Source organism: Paenibacillus sp. sgz302115, from assembly GCF_056120445.1.
This window is the reverse complement of record NZ_JBVYOK010000033.1, coordinates 1-18,504: the sequence shown is the minus strand read 5'-3', so window position 1 is coordinate 18,504 and position 18,504 is coordinate 1. Positions and strand designations below refer to the sequence as shown.

Sequence of the window (18,504 nt, the reverse complement as noted above, 5' to 3'; positions counted from 1 at the left end):
ATTCAGCCTCCTATTAAGACCGTCCCCGCCGCAACCACCTTGCCGACAGGCAGGTCAGCCGGATCATTGCAGGTTAGCGCCGGATCGCTGTTTCTGGCGGCCATTTTTCCATTGATTTTTACTGTTGCGCTTCCGGCTATGATTTTCCCCTGATTTTTCGGAGGCTTTTGAAAAGGGCCTCCCTGCGGGACATGGGCCGGTGTATTTGTGGCTGTGGAGTCCACCGTAGCTGCCGGCTGTCCCATAATATTGACATTGCCGCTTAGCGCACCGTCCAGAATCCCCGTAAACGGATGGGGCAAAGGCGTCGGAACGAGGGCAGAACCGGCAGGAAGCATAACGATGTGCGTATCCGTAGCAAGAATACGGTCCCCTTTTTTCGCGGCAGGTTGTCCCATGTCTCAATTCTCCTCGCTAATTGATATTCACCGTGGCCCCTTTGAGGGTCATGCTGCCCGATGCTTTGACATCCATCCCCGCCGAGGCTTCGATTTTGGTCGCTGCCGATGATTTCAGTTCAATATTTTTGGCGGAGAGGGACAGCTTGCCCTTGGGCGCGGAAATGTCGATATCCTGATCTGACAGGATCGACAGCTTATTCGCTTTGATATCTATGACGATTTTGTTTTTGCCTGATTTGTCGGCGATCCTGATCTGCTCTGCGCCGCTTTTATCATCGAGCTGGATGACATGGCCTTTGGAGGAGGTGAGCGTTATTTTCTCTTTCCCCGCGGTATCGTCAAATTCCAGCACATGACCGCTGCGCGATTTAATCGTACGGATGTTGTTCTTGCCGTCCTTGTTCGTTTCGGGAGGGGTGTCCTTTCCGTTCCACAGAGAGCCGATTACATAAGGCCGGTTAACATCACCATTCTCAAAAGCCACCAGCACCTCATCATCCACCTCCGGCAGAAAAAAAGCTCCCCGCTCCTTCCCTGCCATCCAGGAGGCCATCCGCGCCCAATTGGATTCCGGCATGCCCATCAGCGGGATTTTCACCTTCACCCGTCCAGGCCCCGGCTTATCCACATTGTTAGCAGAATCATTGCTTGTGACAATCCCCACCATGACCCCGTAGATCCGTCCTTCATTAATGATGCTGTCGGTAAAATTTGAAATTCCGGGTCCTTCATTCATAGGCCTGTCCTCTTTACCTTAAATGTCGTTGTGTAGCCTTTGCTGTCTATCTTGTGAACCGTGGAGACAATGTAATAAATGCCGCTGAAGCGGTCGCCGAGTCCCATCAGCTTCACCGTCTGACCGGCTCTAAGCTGCGGATTTCCCCAGCACATGCCTTCCCCGGCGATGAAGTCGCGCAGACGGCTGTTATACGCGGCGGATGCCAGCGTTTTGGCCTCGCTCATATCGAGCAGATTCTCGGCCATGATGGCAATCGGCGATTCCTCGATGGCTTTCGCACTCAGCGCGAACCCGGACTCTGTGCCGCCCATCTTGGCCTTCTCATCCCCAATCTTGGCTTCGGCCTCCAGCTCCTTCTTCTCCTTGACGTCCCAGCCTCTGATTTTCACCTTGCTTCCGCGTGTCAGCGCCCGCAGCTCCAGGTTCAGCCGTTCAAAATCCTTCTTGAAGCTCATCTCAGGCAGCTCGGGAGCTTTCCCGGCCCGCGACTTGACATAATACAGCTTCTTGTCGTCCACATAGAGCTCATAATCCAGCATGGCCGCCCTTTCCAGCAGGAACTCGTAATTGCTCTGATTGTTCTGGAATATGTAGGGATATACGGTCCCTGTATCATCGACCACTGGCGTTAAGCCATGCTCTTTGGCGATTTCCGAAGCGATGTCGCTGTCCTTTTTTTTCAAAAAAGCTTTGCTTCTTGTCCCCATGCGGAGCCTGTGAAGCAGGTCGTACCCGCGGATCTCCACCACGGAATGCTCGGAGAAATTCAGATCCAGGGAAGTAACCTCCCCGCTGATGAGCGGCTGGGTTTTGTCCAGCCCAAGGGACAGCTTCACTTTATCCCCCGGCTTGATGCTCTTGAGATCCGTTCCCCGCCACATGCCGCTGCCGGAATTGACCATATTCATCTGGATGGAAAATAAAGCCGGCAGATTGATTTCATCCTCCAGCGTGACGCCCTCCACCGCTGCCGTCAGCTCTTGGGAAAGCTTGCTTCCATTCAGCTCAATCTTGTAATTCGCAACGCTGGTGCTCATGTAACCCCCGCCTTAATCCGGGATGACCAGGGTCCTCCCGACATCATTTTTTCCAGGAAAGCCGATGGGATTGACGATCTTATTCAGCTCGGCGATTCTGCGCCACATCAGCGGATCCTTCAGCGCCTCGTTTGCAATCAGATCCAGCCGGTCGCCGCTCTTGACCACCCACAGCTTCCGGCAAGCATTAAGCCCTTGGCTGTCCTCCACCGTCTTGTCCGGCTCATCCGTGATGAACGTCACGTCCAGCAAGGAACGCACAGGTGTCCCGTTCTCCATGAACATCGTGAATTTCTGTTCAATCTTGCTCAGAAGCCCGCGGTAGGTGAAGCCGCCCCAGACGAACATGCAGACCGGCGGCTTTTTCGTGCTCTTGCCGCTAACCTTGGGATCAAGCAGTGAGGTCAGCAGCTTGGTTTTCTTGCGCACATCCGTGCGTTTTTCATATGTGTCATAGAATAAAGACACCTTGAATTCAGGCGTTTCCGTAATTTGAAACTGCTTGTTGTTCTTCTCCCCGGTATATTTGCCTTCAAACGAGACGGTGTACTCATTGGGGTTGAACATCACCTCAATGGCTCCGCCGCCCATATCCAGGGGGATAATTTTCGCTTTCTCTGCCATTATCTAAGCCCCCTCCGATCCTTTCGAATGGCTATTCTCTTTTCGAGCACCTGATAGACCCGCTCTGCGAGCTGGTTCAATTCCGCCGTGTCCAGCTTAACCACAGGAGCCTTTGCTTGGACGGGGGAATGGGCCGGAGGCTGGACAGCCTGCTCCCGAAGGACATCTCCCGTGTGCGCCTGTTCCGGCGCTGAAGGCACTGCCGCTCCAGGTTCAGGCTTGCGCAGAATCAGGCTGCGGGGCCTGTCCGGAAGCTGAAGACTATCCGCTTGCTCCGGGGCGGCTGTGATCTGCCGGCCTGACTTCAGAACATTAGCATACCGCCCATAAGCTTCCGTCAGCCGCGCAGCACTGTTCAGCATGGCTGGAGTGTGCCGCAAAGCGGCAACCTGTGGCAATTGTGGCTCCTGCGGTTCTTGCAGTTCTTGCGGCTCTTGTGGAACGGACAACTGCAAAATCATCCGCTCCTTCAACAGCGGGAGCAGTTTGGGCGCAACTACAGTCTTGTGCTGCTGCACCTCACTCTGGCCTGGCGTGGCCTCCATATGTTCCAGTGCCGCCTCAATTCTCCGGCCAAGGGCCAGCTTAAGGCCAGGACCTGGGGAAGACTGGAAACCCGGACTTGGCACGAAGGCTGTTGATGGAGTGCTATGCTGTGTTCCCACAGCTGTCCCGGCAGAGCCTGAGACTGCCTCTTTGGTAATATGCTTCAGTGCCATTAATGGAGGCCCAGTTAGTCCAGACCTCTCAGCCTTTTCAGGCGGTGCAGCCTGCACTTCCTGATTCAACGCCATAGACTGAGCTGTGGAAGAAGCCTTAGGACCATTAATCAGACTGTAGATCCGCAGAGCCTGAAGCTGGCGATAGGCAGTTGGCAAATGCTGCGGAGCGTTGTCAGCAATGGATTCCCGCAGCCGGGGCAGCTTAAGCTGCTGTAGCTGAAGTTCGCTCCCTGTTCCGTTAGCCGCTTCTGCCGCTCTATCTGCCAAGGCTGACTTCAGCGGAGGAACAAACCGCCGGAAATCACCGGTCACCTCGGGATTCCTTATGGCCGCCAGATCCTTCAGCGCTTGCGGCTCCCTAAGGCCGGAATGAAGCGGCGGGAAGGTATCCGCCAGCCGATTCTGTCCTGAGCTTCTATGCTCCCTGACTCTCTCCTCCAGCGCCTCAGTCGGGTGAGGGCTGCTGTAGATCAGCTTGCTGTCTCCCTTATCACCGCCCCCATTCGGCGGAAGGACGGACAAGCTCCCGGGAGAAATCCGGGTAATGCTGTCAGGGTTTATTTTCAACATAAGATTTGGTGACTTCTGCAGTGTAAGGGTCTGCATCACCGGATGGTAAATAGAATGGTAAATATGCTTTTCTGTGTGAGAGCTAATATTGTTAACAATCACGTCAGAGGGCTTCGCAGCAGCAGCCGGCTCTGCCGGCAGCAAAGGGTACCGCAGCAGAATCAGGCTCTGAAATTGCCGCCGCCATCTCGTTAACCCGTACTTTCCCAGGATGCCTTGGACAAAATCCAGCTTCTTCCGGTCCGCCAGTGGAATATGCGCCCGGATGCTCTGTTTCATTATCTGTACCTGTACAGCCCGTTATGGGTTAGAACCAGACTCTCGACAGCAACCGAGCTGCTGCTTGCACTGAAGGCCGGTCCTTCCCACTTAATGGGACAGGCCTCGATAAAGTTCCACCACACCTTGGGCGTGCCGGAATGGTCCAGCAGACAGATGGAGCCGCTGCGCCGCTTGATCACGCCGTTGATCACATTTTGATACCAATTCCAGAGAAAATCGTCATTCGTGACCCCATTCTTCAGCGTCAGGTCGGCAAATTTGGTCTGGCTGAGGAAGACGAACTCCTTATGATTCTCCCCGCCGAAATTTTTGCGCTCCACCTGCGTCTCAATGCTCAGGCCTGAAACATCGGTAAATCCGCCGACAGAAATCCCGTCAATCTCCACAATAAAGTTATAGGCAAGATAGGGGTCTTCCCTGTAACCGGGAACCCAGTTCCGCTTCGCTCCGATATTCAATATGTTTTTTGCCTTCATGTTATCCTCCTAAGCCTCAAAGAAGTCCTTCTTGTCTTCCCCGCCACTCAGCTTTTGGTTGATTTTGCTGACTTCCTTGCACCAGCGGCCCCGTTCGGAATGCTCCAGGTTCAGCACCGCTGTATAGTCCCAGTGCAGATAGTAGGTTAGAAAGGCTACCTCCTCATAGAGGCGGTCGAGAGGGTAGCCGACTATTCCCCCAAAGATTCCATTTCAATGTCAAACGGCTGCTCGCATTTAGGGCATTTCGCATGCACCGTATTTGCACCGTTCTGGTTAATCCGGTTATACATATCCTGCAAATAAGCAAAATCGGAAGTATACAGCTCTTCGATCACCCTCGGCGTAATCATCTTAAGCCCTCCCAGAGCGGTTACGACTCTGGAGAGCAGGATGACGGTCAAGTACGCAGGGTTCTGCTGGACCCGGGAATCCCGGAGCGGCGTAATTTCATCTGCGGCTGTCGCCAGGCGCATCGTGCCCTGTTTATGCAGCGTGCCTGCTTCATCCACGTACCCTTTGGGCAGCGTAAAGCTGAATTCAGTCTGCAAAAGTTCCATGATATCCCTCGCTTCTACTCAGATAGTTCTGGTGTGTTTCGCCTTTCCCGGACAGCATCATCAGCATCTGAATTTGATCGCATACCTTCCGTCTCATGTTTTGGAGTATCGCATCAAATTCATTGTGACGATGGACGAAGGCTATTTCACCCGGCGCACACCTTCATGCACAAGCTCCATAGATTCGACAGAAACCTCGTTCCCTTTCGCGCTTAATGCGCTGACATCGTACTTGATCGGCCAGGCTTCGAGGATATCCCACTGCGCCTTGTCATTGCCTTCCTCATCGACCAGGATAATCGACAAGCTCTTGCGGTTCTTGAGGGCTCCCTTGTCTTCAATCGACTTGCGCCAGTTGTAGAGCTCCAGGGAGTCGGTCAGGCCTTTTTTCAGGGTGATGTTCCCGAATTTAGTCAGTCCTGACAGCTTGCGTGCATGCGGGGCATCTATGCCCTCGCGGTAATCCACAGCTTCTGTGGAGGTATCCGGAATTGTCGCATCCGCGAATGCCGCGGTTTGAATGCCATCAATAACGACCCGGAAACGGTAATTGCGGTATGGGTCCAATCTTTTGCCGGTTGCCATAGGATCATTCTCCTCTCAATCTTTTATTTGGACAGGGTTTTCTGGCTAACCCGAATGATTACGAATTCAGCAGGTTTAACCGGTGCTACGCCGACTTCGATGATAAGCTGGCCTACATCCCGTACTGCCGGAGGATTGTTCTCCTCATCCACTTTGACGAAAAAGGCTTCTTCCTGCGTAGTTCCATACAAAGCGCCGTCTCTCCAGACACGGGTCAGGAAGGCCGTCAGGTTGCGCTTCACCTTGCCCCAGAGGCTTGGATCATTCGGTTCAAAAACAACCCATTGGCTGCCCTCATCAAGCGATTCTTCAATGTACATCATCAGACGCCGGACGTTGACATAATTCCATTCGGAATCGGAGGACAGGGTTCTGGCTCCCCATACGCAGATGCCTTCCGGCAGGGAACGGATCACGTTGATGCCGTCGGGATTGAGCAGCTCCTGCTCCGCTTTGGTGATGACCTTCTCAATGCCAACTACGGAATCGAGATAGCCGTCCGTGGTGCCTGCCGGCGCTTTATGAACACCGCGTACAGAATCCACATAAGCGTAAGTCCCGGCAACGGCGCCTGACGGCGGCACGAGCTTTTGCTTGCCGGTAAGCGGATCATTGATGTACACCCAAGGGTAGTACAGCGCACCGTAAGAGGTATTGAACGAATTGCCCGAGTAGACAGTGCCTGCGCCTTCCTTGAAATCCTTGACCTCTGTCGGGGTCAGCCCATGCGGAGGGTCAACGATGAAGATGCAGTCCTTTCTTAGCTTGCAATAATTGAGCATTTCCAGGATGGTGCCCCGGCTATATGGCATATCCGCAAGGTCAGGAGCCGCAACAATATTGATGTCGTCAATCGTATCGAACGCATGGATACCGGTCCGGCCAACAGAATCGCCGAGGAAATCAATCGGGTTCATCCCGTTCACGCCACCGCTAAGCGACAAGGCCGCTTCGTTGAAGACTGGTGTTTTCTCCATATTCTCCAGGATGGTCAGGTCAACCAGCGGCTTAACTTTGACAAAAGCAGACACCTGATTGATCTTCTCCTCGAAATTGATCAGCAGCATATTATCGAAAACCTCGACGATTTTGCCGTCTTCGTCTTCCCCGGTGTATTCATCATTGAATTCACTGTCGAGCAGATACTGCACAACCATTTTGAAGCCGAATTGCTGCTTGTTGGAGGACTGGCTGACCTTAACCGAAATCCGGTTGCCCCATTTCCCCTCCGAACGTGCAACCACCTTGAACAGATCCAGATTGTCTGTATCTCTGATCGTAAGAGAAGCTGGCTGAATGTCTTTTGCAGCTGCTCTTACCACATAGCAGGAGGTGCCTCCTTCGGCGAAAAAGTTATACACGGCATAGGCCAAATAGCCATTCGGAATAAATTGGCCGAACTCGTTTACGAATTGGCTCCAGTTCGTGACCAGCACCGCTTTGCCGATCACACCTTTTTCCGCAATCCCTACAAAAGCCCCCACAGATGTGCCCACGCCGGCAATCGGCTTGACACCGCTTGAGACTTCCTCCACATACACTCCTGGCGATGAATAATTTGCCATCTCTTACCCTCCTAAAAGTTTTGTCAGCATATGCTTCTATGAGTTTTCTTCGTACAAAACTGGCTTCGGAAGCATACGCTTTTTTGTTAGCATCACTTCACGGATTTCGCTTCGAACAAAAATCACTTCGGAAGCATACGCTAAAAGTTTTGCGGAAAATCCGCTGATTCGGGTTGCCTTGCAGATGAGCTTATTCCTTCCATGAATCACTCCCTTCAAAAAAGAAGCCTGGGCCATTATTCTATTTAAATGGGGTGGATGCCCAGATCCTTTACCTGAACCCGCGGAATCTTGATAGTCTTGTCGGCCGGCAGCCTTACCGGTGATACCAGGTAGGACAAGCTCACCTTGGCAGGTTTGCCGGGAAAGACCTCCCATAGCTGCTTGATATCCTGAATCGTGAGATTGTTGTAGGATATCCTGATTTTCTCGTTCCCGCATGCGGCAAGGTTGCCAGTCAGGTCAGATCCGCTGAGCACCGGATGCTCATGAAACAATTGAAAAATTCTGCCCAGGATAAGCTGCTCAGTCTCTCTGTCCTTGGCATACGGGGTGAGCAAGTAATACAAATCGAGATAGGCAGGCGGGTAATGGAACTCGTTCGTGCCGCTGATCTCTTCCTTCTCACTGTTGCGCATGCTTGGGCTGTGGCTTAAATAGTACAAGCACATCGAGAGCTTCATCGTTGAGCTGTCAATGTCGCTTGGAGAGCCGAAGCTGATGAAGCTGTCGTCATTCAGCTCCGGCACGTGTGCCTTCAGCAGAGCCTTGAGGCTCGTGCTGACATCTCTTATTACCGTACCGGTATCCACGGCCATGCTTATTTCACCTCAATCAGTTTGTGGTAGGGAGGATAATCGGATTGCAAAAAGGTTTTGCCCAGCTTGAGATATTCCCGTTTGGCTGCAAGCATGATCTGCTTCATCCCGATGGGGCAGCCCTCATGCGCAGCATAAAAGGCCGCGTTCAGCGCAATGTTCTTGATATTGCCTCCGGCAAGGATGAACTTGTCTGCCATGAAATCGTAATCCATGTCAGGATCAAGCGGCGCTCCCTGCGGGAACATGCCCCGCCAGATCAGCCCGCGCTGGTTCTTTTCCGGGAACGGGAACTCCAGCTTGAAATGCAGCCTGCGCGCAAAGGCATCGTCCAGGTTCTGATTGAGATTCGTAGCCAGGATGACGATCCCCGTATACTCCTCCATCTTCTGCAGCAGGTAGCTGATCTCCACATTTGCATACCGGTCATGCGCATCCTTGACCTCCGAGCGTTTGCCGAACAAGGCATCCGCCTCATCAAAAAAGAGAATCGCATTGGAGGTTTCCGCTTCCTCAAAAATCCGCGAAAGATTCTTCTCCGTCTCCCCGATATACTTGCTCACAATCTGCGAAACATCAATTTTGTAGATTTCCAGGTTCAGCTCTGTCGCGATTACCTCGGCAGCCATTGTCTTTCCCGACCCCGGCGGGCCGGAAAACAGAATGTTCAGCCCCTTGCCCAGTGATAGCCGTCCTGCGAAACCCCACTCTCCATAGACCAGCGAGCGGTACTTCACCTGGTTGCAAATCTCCCGCAGCTGGCTCATCTGCTCACCCGGAAGCACCAGCATGTCCCAGGTATAGGCTGCGCGGATCTTCGTGGCCAACGCCTGAATCTTGCGGCTGGATTGGAAGTAGCACGCCTGGTACAGCTCCTTCGTGTTAACCTCTCCGCTGCCGGAACCGTTCCAGACGGCGATATTCTCGCCTCCGGTCAACGCGGCCCGGATCTGCCCGGAGGTAAAGCGGAAGCTGCCGCTGAGATCCTCCATGCTGATCTGGGGAGACAGCCTGTAGTCCTGACTGAAGGTTGCCCAAGCCTGCTTGCGGGCCACAGCATCCGGGAATGGAAAATCAACCTGGATGAAATTCAGACTGAACCCGGTCAAGCTCATTCCCCACTCCGACTCTCCAAGGATGAAAGTCAGCGGCGCATAAGTCTCAAGCATGTCCACCAACATCCGGCTTTTCAGCTTGTAGCGGTCATCCTCAGTCACGATGCTGTCGAAGCCCGTAATGCAGAGCGCCGTTGTCATAAGAAGCGAATGCCTTCCTAGCAGCCGCAGCATTTCGCTGTAATCCGCCTCAGGCAGCAGCAGCTTGTCCATCTCGACCACCAGCAGCGAAGCGCCAAGCTGGCCGCAGACCGCCTTGACCGAGCTGAGCTTCCCGGCTTCATCCGGCCCGCTGCAGTACAGGAGACTGCCGCTCCTTCGTTCCTTCCTGCTGCTGTAGTGCTTCACAAACCGGAGCATGCTCTGCTCCGGTTCATCTGGCTGCCCCGTCTGCTCCGGGATCGCCAAGGGATAGAGGCCGGCCACCTTCGCCAGACGCTCATCGAGTACCTCATAACCCAGCAGCGCATTCACCGTCCAATCCTCCAGCTTGAGCGGCCTGGCCAGAAGCGGGATGCGGCTGTCGCCGTATTCCCCCCTCCGTTCCAGCAGGAGCTTCATCAGCGGCGCATTTGCATCGAACAGCAGACGGGCCGCGAGCCGCTCTTCCTCCGTCTGAGTAAACAATTGCAGGATAAAATCCACGGAAGGGCGCATTTCCGACATATCATTCTGCAGAAAAGCGTAAATGCGCTCATACTTCCGGTCCAGCTCAGGCGCGAGGCAAGCGATAATGCACCGCATTTCGAGCAGCGACAGATTCAGCCTCGATGCCATCTGCAGGAGCGGCAGCTTGCTCCCTTGCCGACTGCTAGCCTCCAGCCTGGCTGCGATGCGCAGCTCTAGCAGGCCGAGCTTTGCAGTCAGGAGACTGCCATCCTCATCCCCTGTTGCCTCAGCATCCAGCAAACTGCGGATCTCACTGTCCATCAGGGCCAGCTCGGAGTCCATCTGCGGCTCCGCAAGCATCTGCAGCATAAGCTGCATATCCAGCCGCCGCAGTTCCTCCGCCAGATGCTCATGGCTGGAGGTGTAGGGCTGGACCTCCTCGGCTTCCGAAGCAGTATTGGGAACCGGGGGTTGAGCGGCCGTTGAATCGGCTGCTTCACTAGCACCAGATCTTGCATTAGCTTGATCAGAAGCAGGCACTGCTACGGAATTCGCAGCATGTTCATTTGCTTGACCCGCAGCGTGTTCAGCGCTCTGCTCCGAAGCAAGCTCCATCTCACCACCTTGCGTAAGATCTTGCTTCAAGGGACGTTGAGCTTCTTCCATACACTCGGCTTTCGGCGTTTCCTGACGAAAGGTTCTGGCAAGTTTTTTGAATTTCATCGCCCGTTTATGTCCTCACTCTATATTTTCTTGTTCATATATAAAGTAAGTTTGGGGGGAGGGTTTACAACTGGATGAGGAAGGAAATTTTGGGAGAGTTCGAAGAAGGAAAAAGACAGGCCGATTATTCAGTCGTTGGACTGTAATCGGCCTGTCTTACTTAACGAATATAGGGATTTTCATGCAATTGCACAAGGAACTCAGAGAATCAGAATTCACCTCCTTTTCTTCTTATCTTTTCTTGCTTTTTCTTTGGCTTCCAGCTCTGCTCTTGCGGCTAGCATATTAGCCATGAAGTCAGCATTCATTCTTTCACTTACAATTTTCAATCCAACGTCTTGTTGTTCTTTTGCCTCTTCAACTTCAAAACTTTTTACAAAATCAAGAAAATTATCTGAAATTAAAAAGACATTATCCCAATAATCATCTAAACTCACATTTCTATATTTCTTCTCATTTAGCATTAGGTTTGCAATTAATTCATTTTCGTGATACCAAAAGTAAATTTTTTCAATGTAGCTATCCTTAACACCAATACATATAAGATTTCCTTTTCCATCATCAGCAATTGGAATTATTGAACTTGGAATTCTTTCATAATACTGTTTTAATTTATTTCTTATGTCGTCATCACCACCGTCAAAATCAAAAAATGAACCAAACACATTTAAATCGCTTTCAAGTGTGCACGGAGATATTTCTAGTGACCGATAAATAATATCCTGCTCAAATTTAGAATCACCATATTTTAGTATGAATGATTTATATATTTCCGGAAGCAAAACGTTATATTTTTCCTCAATCTCCGTAATTCCTTCATCAGAATAGTTTACTTCTCTAGGCGTTAGACCAATCTTAAATAAACATTCTTCTAAGACTTTGAGCGAATCATTTATGTTTCTCAAAGGGGGCTTCAACCTCCTTAATATAAAACAGGTCAATCATGATAGTATCTAACCATAATGGACCTGTTTATAGTATGTATATTCCAGTTTACCAATCATATAGATTTCTAAAGAGCTATTAACTTATGCTTGAAGTCTTCATACATTAAAAACGCTTCTTCCAGGATTTCTTTCAATTCATCATAATTGCGGAATATTGGCTTATTGAATTTATCATTCTCCTTACCGTCCAACTGTTCTTTTATCATTCCCCATGTACCACCAATTAGTTGCTCTGTATTTTTCCTAGCCAACCATATGAATTCTCCCAGGCCATATTTCAAAGATATTTTGAACTGCAACTCATATTCAGATGATTTTTCAACCATCCAAAAGAAATTTTCTCTTTTATTAAAACTAAATTCATACCCTAGATCATTGAAAAGTTTCAAAACAACTTCACAATCATATCTTTCAAAACTTTCTTTTAAGTCAAACTGGTATTTTTTTGATAGCATTTCATATCTTTTAATAAAATTTATGCTTTTTAAAATCCCTATAATTCTTGGGTCCACCTTGTTCACTCCTCACTAAACCTCACAAAAACATATTCGTAATATCATCCCATTCTGTAGACAATGGTAAAGGTTGTCCATCAAAATAAGCATCAAATAACCTTAAAACTGTATCCAGGTCTATGACTTGACTTGATTTGAATTAACATCAACCACTGAACCTGAAATTATTATTTTCTTTATCCCCTCATTTTCAGCATTTATTTTTCTGGCCTTCCAATGAGAGAATTCTCCATCTTGAAGTATCTTCCTGACTTCGACGGTATATTCTACCGGACCACCGCCAACTTGCATGTAATTACCATCAAGTGCTTCTAATACCGCATAAGAATTAGAAGTTCCATTTATTTTTCGTAAGCAACTTAAAAGTTCATTCTTCTGAATATTTTCTATACGGTGGCCATTTTCTGATTCGAATATCATTTTTTCCCTTCTGCTATGGAGCTTAAGTCAAGATTATTAATTTTAAATAGACATTGTTGGACCGTCACCTCATCGGGTCTACCCATTGTCCACTTATCTAAAGTTTTAATCGCTTTATCACGCTCATCAATGACACAATACGCAGCAATCCATTTCCATACGTAGCCATGCCCATTAAAACTTAGCCTTGGATCATTATTCTCATAACCAGCGATAAGTTGATGTATTTGTGAATAATCATCCCATAATGGATTTGCAACACTTTCGATAGTGTCATTAATAATTACTCGAAGTCCTTCTAAATCGGATGTGAGAGTCAACGGCCATTCAATGTACCTTCTCTCGCTTTGAAAATTCCCAATATTCCCGGCAATGGTTGGCCAACCCTTCTTGAATCGTTCCCCTTTAAGATAATAGGAAACCTTTTGTATTTTTTCAAAAATAACATTTGGACAAACTTCAAGATAGCCTGCTTCTTCACCTTTGATACGACGGAACTGCACACTAAGTCCTTGATCGCACTCTTCCAGCTTTCTTAAGAAGCTTCTTTTTTTGTTGTAAACAAATCCTAAAGACTGAAGGTACGGACTTAAACCATCTATTAGCTTTTCAATTACCGAATCTATTTTTTGAACAGGCTCCACCTTTACCGTCTCCTAGTCAACTTTTATTAGTTCTACAACATCAATTCGCTCAATATCTCAAACGTGCATCCCCCAACTTATTTCCATCCTCTCCATTTCCAAACATTATACCGTGCTACCCAGGGTGATTTCTGTACTATAAAATTATCAGTATTAATTTTCCCCCTTTGTCCAAAAGCCGGAAAAACCTGTTCCTTGAGGAGAAACATCTTGTGAAAATACGGCTTCGACTTGAAATTTTAGTTGATTAGCACTAAATGTTGGTCTGAATCTCAATCGTATTGGTTGTGAGTTCCCATTAGAAATGTCCGTTCCAGAAAAAACCAATATTTGAGAACTCATTACCTTATCTTCGTTATAGACAGAACATTTATACTTAAGTTTTCCAATGTCATTTTCTAGTTGTATAAGAATAGGGTTAATCGAATTTTTTATTACAGCTTCAATTATCTCATTAGTAGGAAGTAATTCTTCTGAACTCATTAATAACCTCCTTTCATTACGGCAATCTAATATCAAGCTCTTGATCACAATTTTACTGTTAACCTTGGCTCAAAATAAAACCAAAACCAGTAAATCTCTTCAGATATCGGAGACTTACTGGTTTCTATACTCGATCCATGCAACTATTACTATTACGTGTTACCAACGCTAGCTGAATGAGTTTCCGCTTATGATTTATTCTCCTCCTCTTTCTTTTGACTCTAATCTTTCCCTTGCTAATCTCATTTTCTCCATAAAATCATCACTAATATTTATATTAACAATTTTAGAATTAATATCACTTATTACTTTCTCTTCTTTAACCTGCAAACTCCTGATGAATTCAATAAAAGAATTTGCAACTAAATAAATGTTATCCCAATAATTATCAATTGTTATACTACCTGATGGAGCTTCACCCAACATAACCTTAGCTGAAAGCTCATTTTCATGATCCCAAAAGTAAATTTTCCCGCTAATTTCGCCACTTACCCCAATACATATTAGGTTACCGGTAGAATCATTGGCTATTGGAAAAATTGATCCAGGAATTCTTTCATAGTATTGTTGCATACTTTTTTCTAGATTATTGACTCCGGCGCCAGTAGTAAAGAATGACCCAAATGTTTCAGTATTATTCTGGTCAGACCATGGTGTTCTTTCAATAGTTTGATACTGAAGAGATTCATTAAGATTGCAATCTCCATACACCATTAGAAAGTGCTTGTACAATTCTGGAAGAACTAAATCATACTTTTCTTCTATTCTCTCAATTATCGCTGAATTATGATTTTTATTATCTTTTGCAGTAATCTTCAATTCTATTAAACGTTTTTTCAATTCTTCAATTGAGTCATCCAGCATCATGGAAAACTTCTCCTTTTTATCAGGCTTGGCTCCGGTAGGTACCAATTTGAAACAGAGGCCTGGGCCAGCGTCTGCACAGCAAATACATAACCTACGTTTTTATGAAGGAAAAGGAAGACAAAAGGCCCTCCAATGAGCTACCTAAGAGTGGCCTAGTCTTTACATCAGTGTTAGTTATTAAATTACTCGGTGTCCATAAAAATACTTTGCTCCGACTTCCCAATTCATTTTAGAAAGCTTATCAACATATTTGTAAATATCATCAAGTATCTTATTGTCAACGATTGTATCATGTTGAACTGGACATTTTATTCCGCTCCAAACCGACAATAATGAAGGAATTACACTGGTTCTTACAGGAATTCTATCTTTTAAAGATAGAACCGATTTTTCTATAATCTTTTTTGCTAAAGTTCCAGGAAAAACTGGAGTCGAATAGTAGTAATAATCATCCAATTTTATTTGCTTAATAAAATCAAGATAAAAATTACCGATTTCATCTTCTGTTGCATCCTCGTCTAGTTCATCTGAATAATTAAGGAAAATATCTAATGAGTTTCTAATCGTTTCTTCTACGTTTGTATCCTCCCAATCTTCCAGCATTGCCAGCAAATAAGGAACTGCATCATAAGATAAAGTATACAAAGCATTTGCTGCAAAAGTATCCGCATTGTATTCTGATAAGTCCGAAAGAAATAACAAATTCCCACTTTTTAGCAGATTTTCATGTGATGCCACCGAACAAAATAATCGAATGCATAAATTCATTATGTCTTCATCTTTGGTAGTATTCATGATTTGAAGTAGGAGATCCTTAACTGCAAAATCACCCGATTTCAATAAATCCATTATTAACAATACACTATCTCTTTCTGTCGTCGCTTGTTTAAGGAATTCCCTTAAACAAGCGATATCACAACTAGAATTTTTTTCTCCATACCAATTACTTTTTATCAAATTGTTAAATTGGTCCATTTTCTAGTCTCCAATCGTAATAACTTAAACCTCGCAAGAATCCGGCACAGCAAGCCTTGGACTTATTACTTCCTTCATTTGACGACGGACATAAAAATAGGTCGACCATGGTACATCACACCATAATCAACCTGACTTTCATATCCACATCTTCACACTTTCTGTTCTCATTTCTTAGGAATAATACTTTATAACTCTTTCTTTTGGTGGAATTCCTTCGTCAACAAGCACCTCAACTTGCAGTAATTTTGTTTTATTCTCTAACTTGGCAATAAATAATACGTAAAAGTCGCCAGAGGTTGGATAAGAAAATAATCCATACCCTTTTTGAGATATTAGTTTGTTGGCTTCACATACCTTTTCGGGTAAAAAGTCGTATTCAATCTCCCCTAACACTTCAAGTTCATCCTGTGAAGCTAATTCAATGTTATGGGCAAACTCATAATCCAAAATATAATTCACAATCTCATTATTACCCTCGCCTTTGTAGTCAAGATAGAGAAACTTTTGCGTAGATAATCCATATTTCAATAGGCTCTCATATATATCAATCGCCTCCGGATCATCTAAGATCGCATCTATATCCTTCCTATCTTCAAATATGAGCTGTAAGAAAGCTTCATCAGACATGTTGATTCCCTCCGCTAATCTTTAATGAAACAGTCCCTCGTGCTTGTTAGGAACATAATCGGGATAATTTTTCTGATAAAAATTATCTATAAGCTCCAGCATAGGATCCCTTTCTGGATAAGGTTCAGGATCTCCAATCTTCACTTTAGCTTCTGGTGTATTCATCAATAACTCGTCAAAATGTTCTGGAACCGGCATGCCCAGCTTTTTCCTTACATGTATAAGGAACAAAATCTCATACGGATAGAACCCATATCTATAATCGCCAAATTCAATGGACTTCCCCAACTCCGAGGCTAGTGTAGAATGGAGAATGATCATTTTATTGATCAAAGTTGCGATCTCTTCCTCATCCGGAGTTGACCATCTTTCCAACACTTCCTCATAAACATCCAAATCTTCCGGAATTAAAGCATATTTCAGCCCGGATTCCATGAATTTCTCTTTTAACGTAACATACAGATGTTTGTTGGTTCCATAAATGGTCTTATTTTTGTATTGCAGGTAGAGCTCCAGCAAAAACCATGTATGTTTGTTCCAGTCATTGGCTGTCATTGCATTCTCACCAAGATGTTCAACAATAAAATCAAATAGTATTTTTTCTTCTTTCTCCCACCCGTACATCGTGAAATGAATTAAGGTTGCAATTACCTCCTTAAACGTGTAATCCACCATCACATCAGGATAACGAATTTTATAAAGATCCTGCGCCATGCACTGATAAAATAAGGCGATGAGCATCTGTTTTAATCCGTCAGCTCTGTCTCCACCGTTAATAAGTACCTCCTTCTTCCACATGGACAGGTGGTATGAGAAAATCGACTCTAAATCTACTAATAGGATGTGATCCTTCTCTATATTATTTGCTTCGACGAGATTAACAATTTCACTTTTATTCTCCTCATATTCCGCTTCGCTACTTTCAAAAATGATCCCATTCGTAAAGTTTTTAATGTACTTTTTATACGCCAGTTCTATCTTTTTTTGATTTAGCATTATATCCTCCTCAAATTTCACTCCAAACTTTTATTTTTAATGTATCTACTCCAAATCCTTTTTTAGTTATCTTTATATCTGTCTCTACCCTAATATAATCAAACTGCAATCCCGGATTTTCCCTTTTTAAGCGATTGTATTTTGCCCTAAAATCCGAATACCTTGAATCACCACTCCGCATCATTTGTTGAAAATATCCTTCTCCACCTAATTTCTGAGCATCTGAATATGCAAAGCTAGCCGCATCTGATGCTTTCGATTCGATCATTGTTAACTTTGGAGGCGGACCTTTCGATAAGAATGATCCATCTATACCGTTTCTACCTGTTTGGAACATTGATGTAATATCATCACCCAAGTTGTTTTCTTTTGCTACAATTCTGGCTACCTCTTCGCCAAAATCACCTTTATCGTGACTGAAATATTTAGAGTTATCGATTTTTCTTTCATATTCTTTTGCAACTTTCAAGTCAAATTTCTCACTTATTTCATTGGTTGTATCGAGTTTATTAGCCAATTTGTTTCTTTCACGTATTAATCTTTTGAGTTCAGCTTTATCTCCATCCGCACTCTTAGAGATATTGGCTCGCTGATCAATATCTAATTTATTGAGTTTTTCTAACTCCGCATTGCTAAGGGTGATCGGTTTCTTGCCATCGCGTTTAAGCTGTTTCAATTCATCTGCATCGACGTCCCGTATCGTTCCGTCAATCAGCAACACACGAGGGTTTACTATTCCGTAAAGACGGATATGTTTCCCTTGGCGTTCCAACTCAAACTTCTTGAACTTGAACTTCGCAAGAATCCGGCCAAGCAGGCCTTGGAGCTTTTTGACCCCCTTCATGAGCCCTTTTTGCAGGCTCTTGATTACGATTTTACCGTTGCGGATGATCATGCTGCCGCTCTTGGAAGCCAGTTTGGCTCCTGACTTCAAAAGGCTCTTGATTCCCTTGGCTCCTGCGCCAGCTACTTTCTTCACACCTTTGGCGGTTGCCGCTGCGCCTTTCTTCACGGCTTGTCCGGTCTTCTTGAGTCCCTTGCCGAGGCCCTTGAAGCCCAACTCCATCGCCAGCTCGACCAGGCCCATCGCCATTGCTGTTGCCAGTGCAATAGCCGCCGGTTCGATCAGCTTTTGCCAGCCTTGGCTGAGGTAAGTGCCAATGTGGACAGAGGCCTCTGCCAGTGTCTGCGCAACAGATAC

At 46.4% G+C, this 18,504-nt stretch carries 21 protein-coding genes and 1 pseudogene; all 22 read right to left on the bottom strand.

All coding sequences use genetic code 11. The features are described from left to right. Window positions 1-2: 2 nt before the first annotated feature. Window positions 3-398: a PAAR domain-containing protein gene (locus AC0LWN_RS30630; protein WP_458967455.1), complete on the bottom strand. Its 396-nt coding sequence runs from the start codon at window positions 396-398 to the stop codon at window positions 3-5. Between the two features lie 16 nt (window positions 399-414). Next, on the bottom strand, window positions 415-1,137 hold the full coding sequence (locus tag AC0LWN_RS30625; protein ID WP_474672063.1) for a phage baseplate assembly protein V: 723 nt from the start codon (window positions 1,135-1,137) through the stop codon (window positions 415-417). After that, complete coding sequence (locus tag AC0LWN_RS30620; RefSeq protein WP_474672061.1) at window positions 1,134-2,177, bottom strand: phage late control D family protein; 1,044 nt, start codon at window positions 2,175-2,177, stop codon at window positions 1,134-1,136. Before AC0LWN_RS30620 ends, AC0LWN_RS30625 begins: the two co-directional genes overlap by 4 nt. 12 nt (window positions 2,178-2,189) lie before the next feature. Further along, window positions 2,190-2,801, bottom strand: coding sequence for a CIS tube protein (locus tag AC0LWN_RS30615; protein WP_019910194.1), 612 nt, complete (start codon window positions 2,799-2,801; stop codon window positions 2,190-2,192). Continuing rightward, window positions 2,801-4,372, bottom strand: a complete 1,572-nt coding sequence (locus AC0LWN_RS30610; protein WP_474672059.1) for a hypothetical protein — start codon at window positions 4,370-4,372, stop codon at window positions 2,801-2,803. Before AC0LWN_RS30610 ends, AC0LWN_RS30615 begins: the two co-directional genes overlap by 1 nt. Continuing rightward, the gene (locus AC0LWN_RS30605; protein WP_474672057.1) at window positions 4,372-4,851 is read right to left on the bottom strand and encodes a phage tail protein; all 480 of its coding nucleotides are present in this window, start codon (window positions 4,849-4,851) and stop codon (window positions 4,372-4,374) included. The genes AC0LWN_RS30610 and AC0LWN_RS30605 overlap by 1 nt, the downstream gene beginning before the upstream one ends. A gap of 9 nt (window positions 4,852-4,860) precedes the next feature. Continuing rightward, entirely contained in the window at window positions 4,861-5,046 is a 186-nt protein-coding gene (locus AC0LWN_RS30600) for a DUF6760 family protein (RefSeq protein WP_474672120.1), read from the bottom strand. Continuing rightward, the gene (locus AC0LWN_RS30595; RefSeq protein WP_474672055.1) at window positions 5,043-5,411 is read right to left on the bottom strand and encodes a hypothetical protein; all 369 of its coding nucleotides are present in this window, start codon (window positions 5,409-5,411) and stop codon (window positions 5,043-5,045) included. The genes AC0LWN_RS30600 and AC0LWN_RS30595 overlap by 4 nt, the downstream gene beginning before the upstream one ends. A 141-nt stretch (window positions 5,412-5,552) precedes the next feature. Next, window positions 5,553-5,996, bottom strand: a complete 444-nt coding sequence (locus AC0LWN_RS30590) for a phage tail protein (protein WP_019910188.1) — start codon at window positions 5,994-5,996, stop codon at window positions 5,553-5,555. A 23-nt stretch (window positions 5,997-6,019) separates the two neighbouring features. Further along, window positions 6,020-7,561, bottom strand: a complete 1,542-nt coding sequence (locus AC0LWN_RS30585; RefSeq protein WP_474672053.1) for a phage tail sheath family protein — start codon at window positions 7,559-7,561, stop codon at window positions 6,020-6,022. 245 nt (window positions 7,562-7,806) lie between these two features. Next, the gene (locus AC0LWN_RS30580; RefSeq protein ID WP_474672051.1) at window positions 7,807-8,379 is read right to left on the bottom strand and encodes a Pvc16 family protein; all 573 of its coding nucleotides are present in this window, start codon (window positions 8,377-8,379) and stop codon (window positions 7,807-7,809) included. Between the two features lie 2 nt (window positions 8,380-8,381). Next, the gene (locus AC0LWN_RS30575) at window positions 8,382-10,826 is read right to left on the bottom strand and encodes an ATP-binding protein (RefSeq protein ID WP_474672049.1); all 2,445 of its coding nucleotides are present in this window, start codon (window positions 10,824-10,826) and stop codon (window positions 8,382-8,384) included. Between the two features lie 215 nt (window positions 10,827-11,041). Beyond that, window positions 11,042-11,731, bottom strand: coding sequence for an SMI1/KNR4 family protein (locus AC0LWN_RS30570; RefSeq protein ID WP_474672047.1), 690 nt, complete (start codon window positions 11,729-11,731; stop codon window positions 11,042-11,044). Between the two features lie 107 nt (window positions 11,732-11,838). Then, window positions 11,839-12,285 (bottom strand): hypothetical protein, encoded by a 447-nt coding sequence (locus tag AC0LWN_RS30565; RefSeq protein WP_474672045.1) that lies wholly within the window; start codon window positions 12,283-12,285, stop codon window positions 11,839-11,841. Window positions 12,286-12,405: 120 nt separating this feature from the next. Continuing rightward, window positions 12,406-12,708 carry a hypothetical protein gene (locus tag AC0LWN_RS30560; RefSeq protein ID WP_474672043.1) on the bottom strand — a complete coding sequence of 101 codons (303 nt, stop codon included), beginning with the start codon at window positions 12,706-12,708 and terminating at the stop codon, window positions 12,406-12,408. Continuing rightward, window positions 12,705-13,352, bottom strand: a complete 648-nt coding sequence (locus tag AC0LWN_RS30555) for a hypothetical protein (RefSeq protein WP_474672041.1) — start codon at window positions 13,350-13,352, stop codon at window positions 12,705-12,707. Before AC0LWN_RS30555 ends, AC0LWN_RS30560 begins: the two co-directional genes overlap by 4 nt. 153 nt (window positions 13,353-13,505) lie before the next feature. Further along, window positions 13,506-13,835: a hypothetical protein gene (locus tag AC0LWN_RS30550; protein WP_474672039.1), complete on the bottom strand. Its 330-nt coding sequence runs from the start codon at window positions 13,833-13,835 to the stop codon at window positions 13,506-13,508. 195 nt (window positions 13,836-14,030) lie between these two features. Next, window positions 14,031-14,702, bottom strand: coding sequence for an SMI1/KNR4 family protein (locus AC0LWN_RS30545; RefSeq protein WP_474672037.1), 672 nt, complete (start codon window positions 14,700-14,702; stop codon window positions 14,031-14,033). 177 nt (window positions 14,703-14,879) lie between these two features. Beyond that, on the bottom strand, window positions 14,880-15,677 hold the full coding sequence (imm47, locus tag AC0LWN_RS30540; RefSeq protein ID WP_474672035.1) for an Imm47 family immunity protein: 798 nt from the start codon (window positions 15,675-15,677) through the stop codon (window positions 14,880-14,882). A gap of 174 nt (window positions 15,678-15,851) precedes the next feature. After that, window positions 15,852-16,307, bottom strand: a complete 456-nt coding sequence (locus AC0LWN_RS30535; protein ID WP_474672033.1) for a DUF6630 family protein — start codon at window positions 16,305-16,307, stop codon at window positions 15,852-15,854. A gap of 21 nt (window positions 16,308-16,328) precedes the next feature. Beyond that, window positions 16,329-17,303 (bottom strand): hypothetical protein, encoded by a 975-nt coding sequence (locus AC0LWN_RS30530; protein WP_474672031.1) that lies wholly within the window; start codon window positions 17,301-17,303, stop codon window positions 16,329-16,331. A gap of 10 nt (window positions 17,304-17,313) precedes the next feature. Further along, window positions 17,314-18,504, bottom strand: a pseudogene (locus AC0LWN_RS30525) (hypothetical protein); the annotation flags it as partial.

What these genes read in the sequence shown, in the direction of transcription:
- AC0LWN_RS30535 (WP_474672033.1), bottom strand. Translation starts at nt 16,307, where the DNA reads ATGTCTGATGAAGCTTTCTTACAGCTCATATTTGAAGATAGGAAGGAT.
- AC0LWN_RS30625 (WP_474672063.1), bottom strand. Translation starts at nt 1,137, where the DNA reads ATGAATGAAGGACCCGGAATTTCAAATTTTACCGACAGCATCATTAAT.
- AC0LWN_RS30590 (WP_019910188.1), bottom strand. Translation starts at nt 5,996, where the DNA reads ATGGCAACCGGCAAAAGATTGGACCCATACCGCAATTACCGTTTCCGG.
- AC0LWN_RS30615 (WP_019910194.1), bottom strand. Translation starts at nt 2,801, where the DNA reads ATGGCAGAGAAAGCGAAAATTATCCCCCTGGATATGGGCGGCGGAGCC.
- AC0LWN_RS30630 (WP_458967455.1), bottom strand. Translation starts at nt 398, where the DNA reads ATGGGACAACCTGCCGCGAAAAAAGGGGACCGTATTCTTGCTACGGAT.
- AC0LWN_RS30580 (WP_474672051.1), bottom strand. Translation starts at nt 8,379, where the DNA reads ATGGCCGTGGATACCGGTACGGTAATAAGAGATGTCAGCACGAGCCTC.
- AC0LWN_RS30595 (WP_474672055.1), bottom strand. Translation starts at nt 5,411, where the DNA reads ATGGAACTTTTGCAGACTGAATTCAGCTTTACGCTGCCCAAAGGGTAC.
- AC0LWN_RS30585 (WP_474672053.1), bottom strand. Translation starts at nt 7,561, where the DNA reads ATGGCAAATTATTCATCGCCAGGAGTGTATGTGGAGGAAGTCTCAAGC.
- AC0LWN_RS30545 (WP_474672037.1), bottom strand. Translation starts at nt 14,702, where the DNA reads ATGATGCTGGATGACTCAATTGAAGAATTGAAAAAACGTTTAATAGAA.
- AC0LWN_RS30605 (WP_474672057.1), bottom strand. Translation starts at nt 4,851, where the DNA reads ATGAAGGCAAAAAACATATTGAATATCGGAGCGAAGCGGAACTGGGTT.
- AC0LWN_RS30575 (WP_474672049.1), bottom strand. Translation starts at nt 10,826, where the DNA reads ATGAAATTCAAAAAACTTGCCAGAACCTTTCGTCAGGAAACGCCGAAA.
- AC0LWN_RS30620 (WP_474672061.1), bottom strand. Translation starts at nt 2,177, where the DNA reads ATGAGCACCAGCGTTGCGAATTACAAGATTGAGCTGAATGGAAGCAAG.
- AC0LWN_RS30610 (WP_474672059.1), bottom strand. Translation starts at nt 4,372, where the DNA reads ATGAAACAGAGCATCCGGGCGCATATTCCACTGGCGGACCGGAAGAAG.
- AC0LWN_RS30530 (WP_474672031.1), bottom strand. Translation starts at nt 17,303, where the DNA reads ATGCTAAATCAAAAAAAGATAGAACTGGCGTATAAAAAGTACATTAAA.
- imm47 (WP_474672035.1), bottom strand. Translation starts at nt 15,677, where the DNA reads ATGGACCAATTTAACAATTTGATAAAAAGTAATTGGTATGGAGAAAAA.
- AC0LWN_RS30560 (WP_474672043.1), bottom strand. Translation starts at nt 12,708, where the DNA reads ATGATATTCGAATCAGAAAATGGCCACCGTATAGAAAATATTCAGAAG.
- AC0LWN_RS30550 (WP_474672039.1), bottom strand. Translation starts at nt 13,835, where the DNA reads ATGAGTTCAGAAGAATTACTTCCTACTAATGAGATAATTGAAGCTGTA.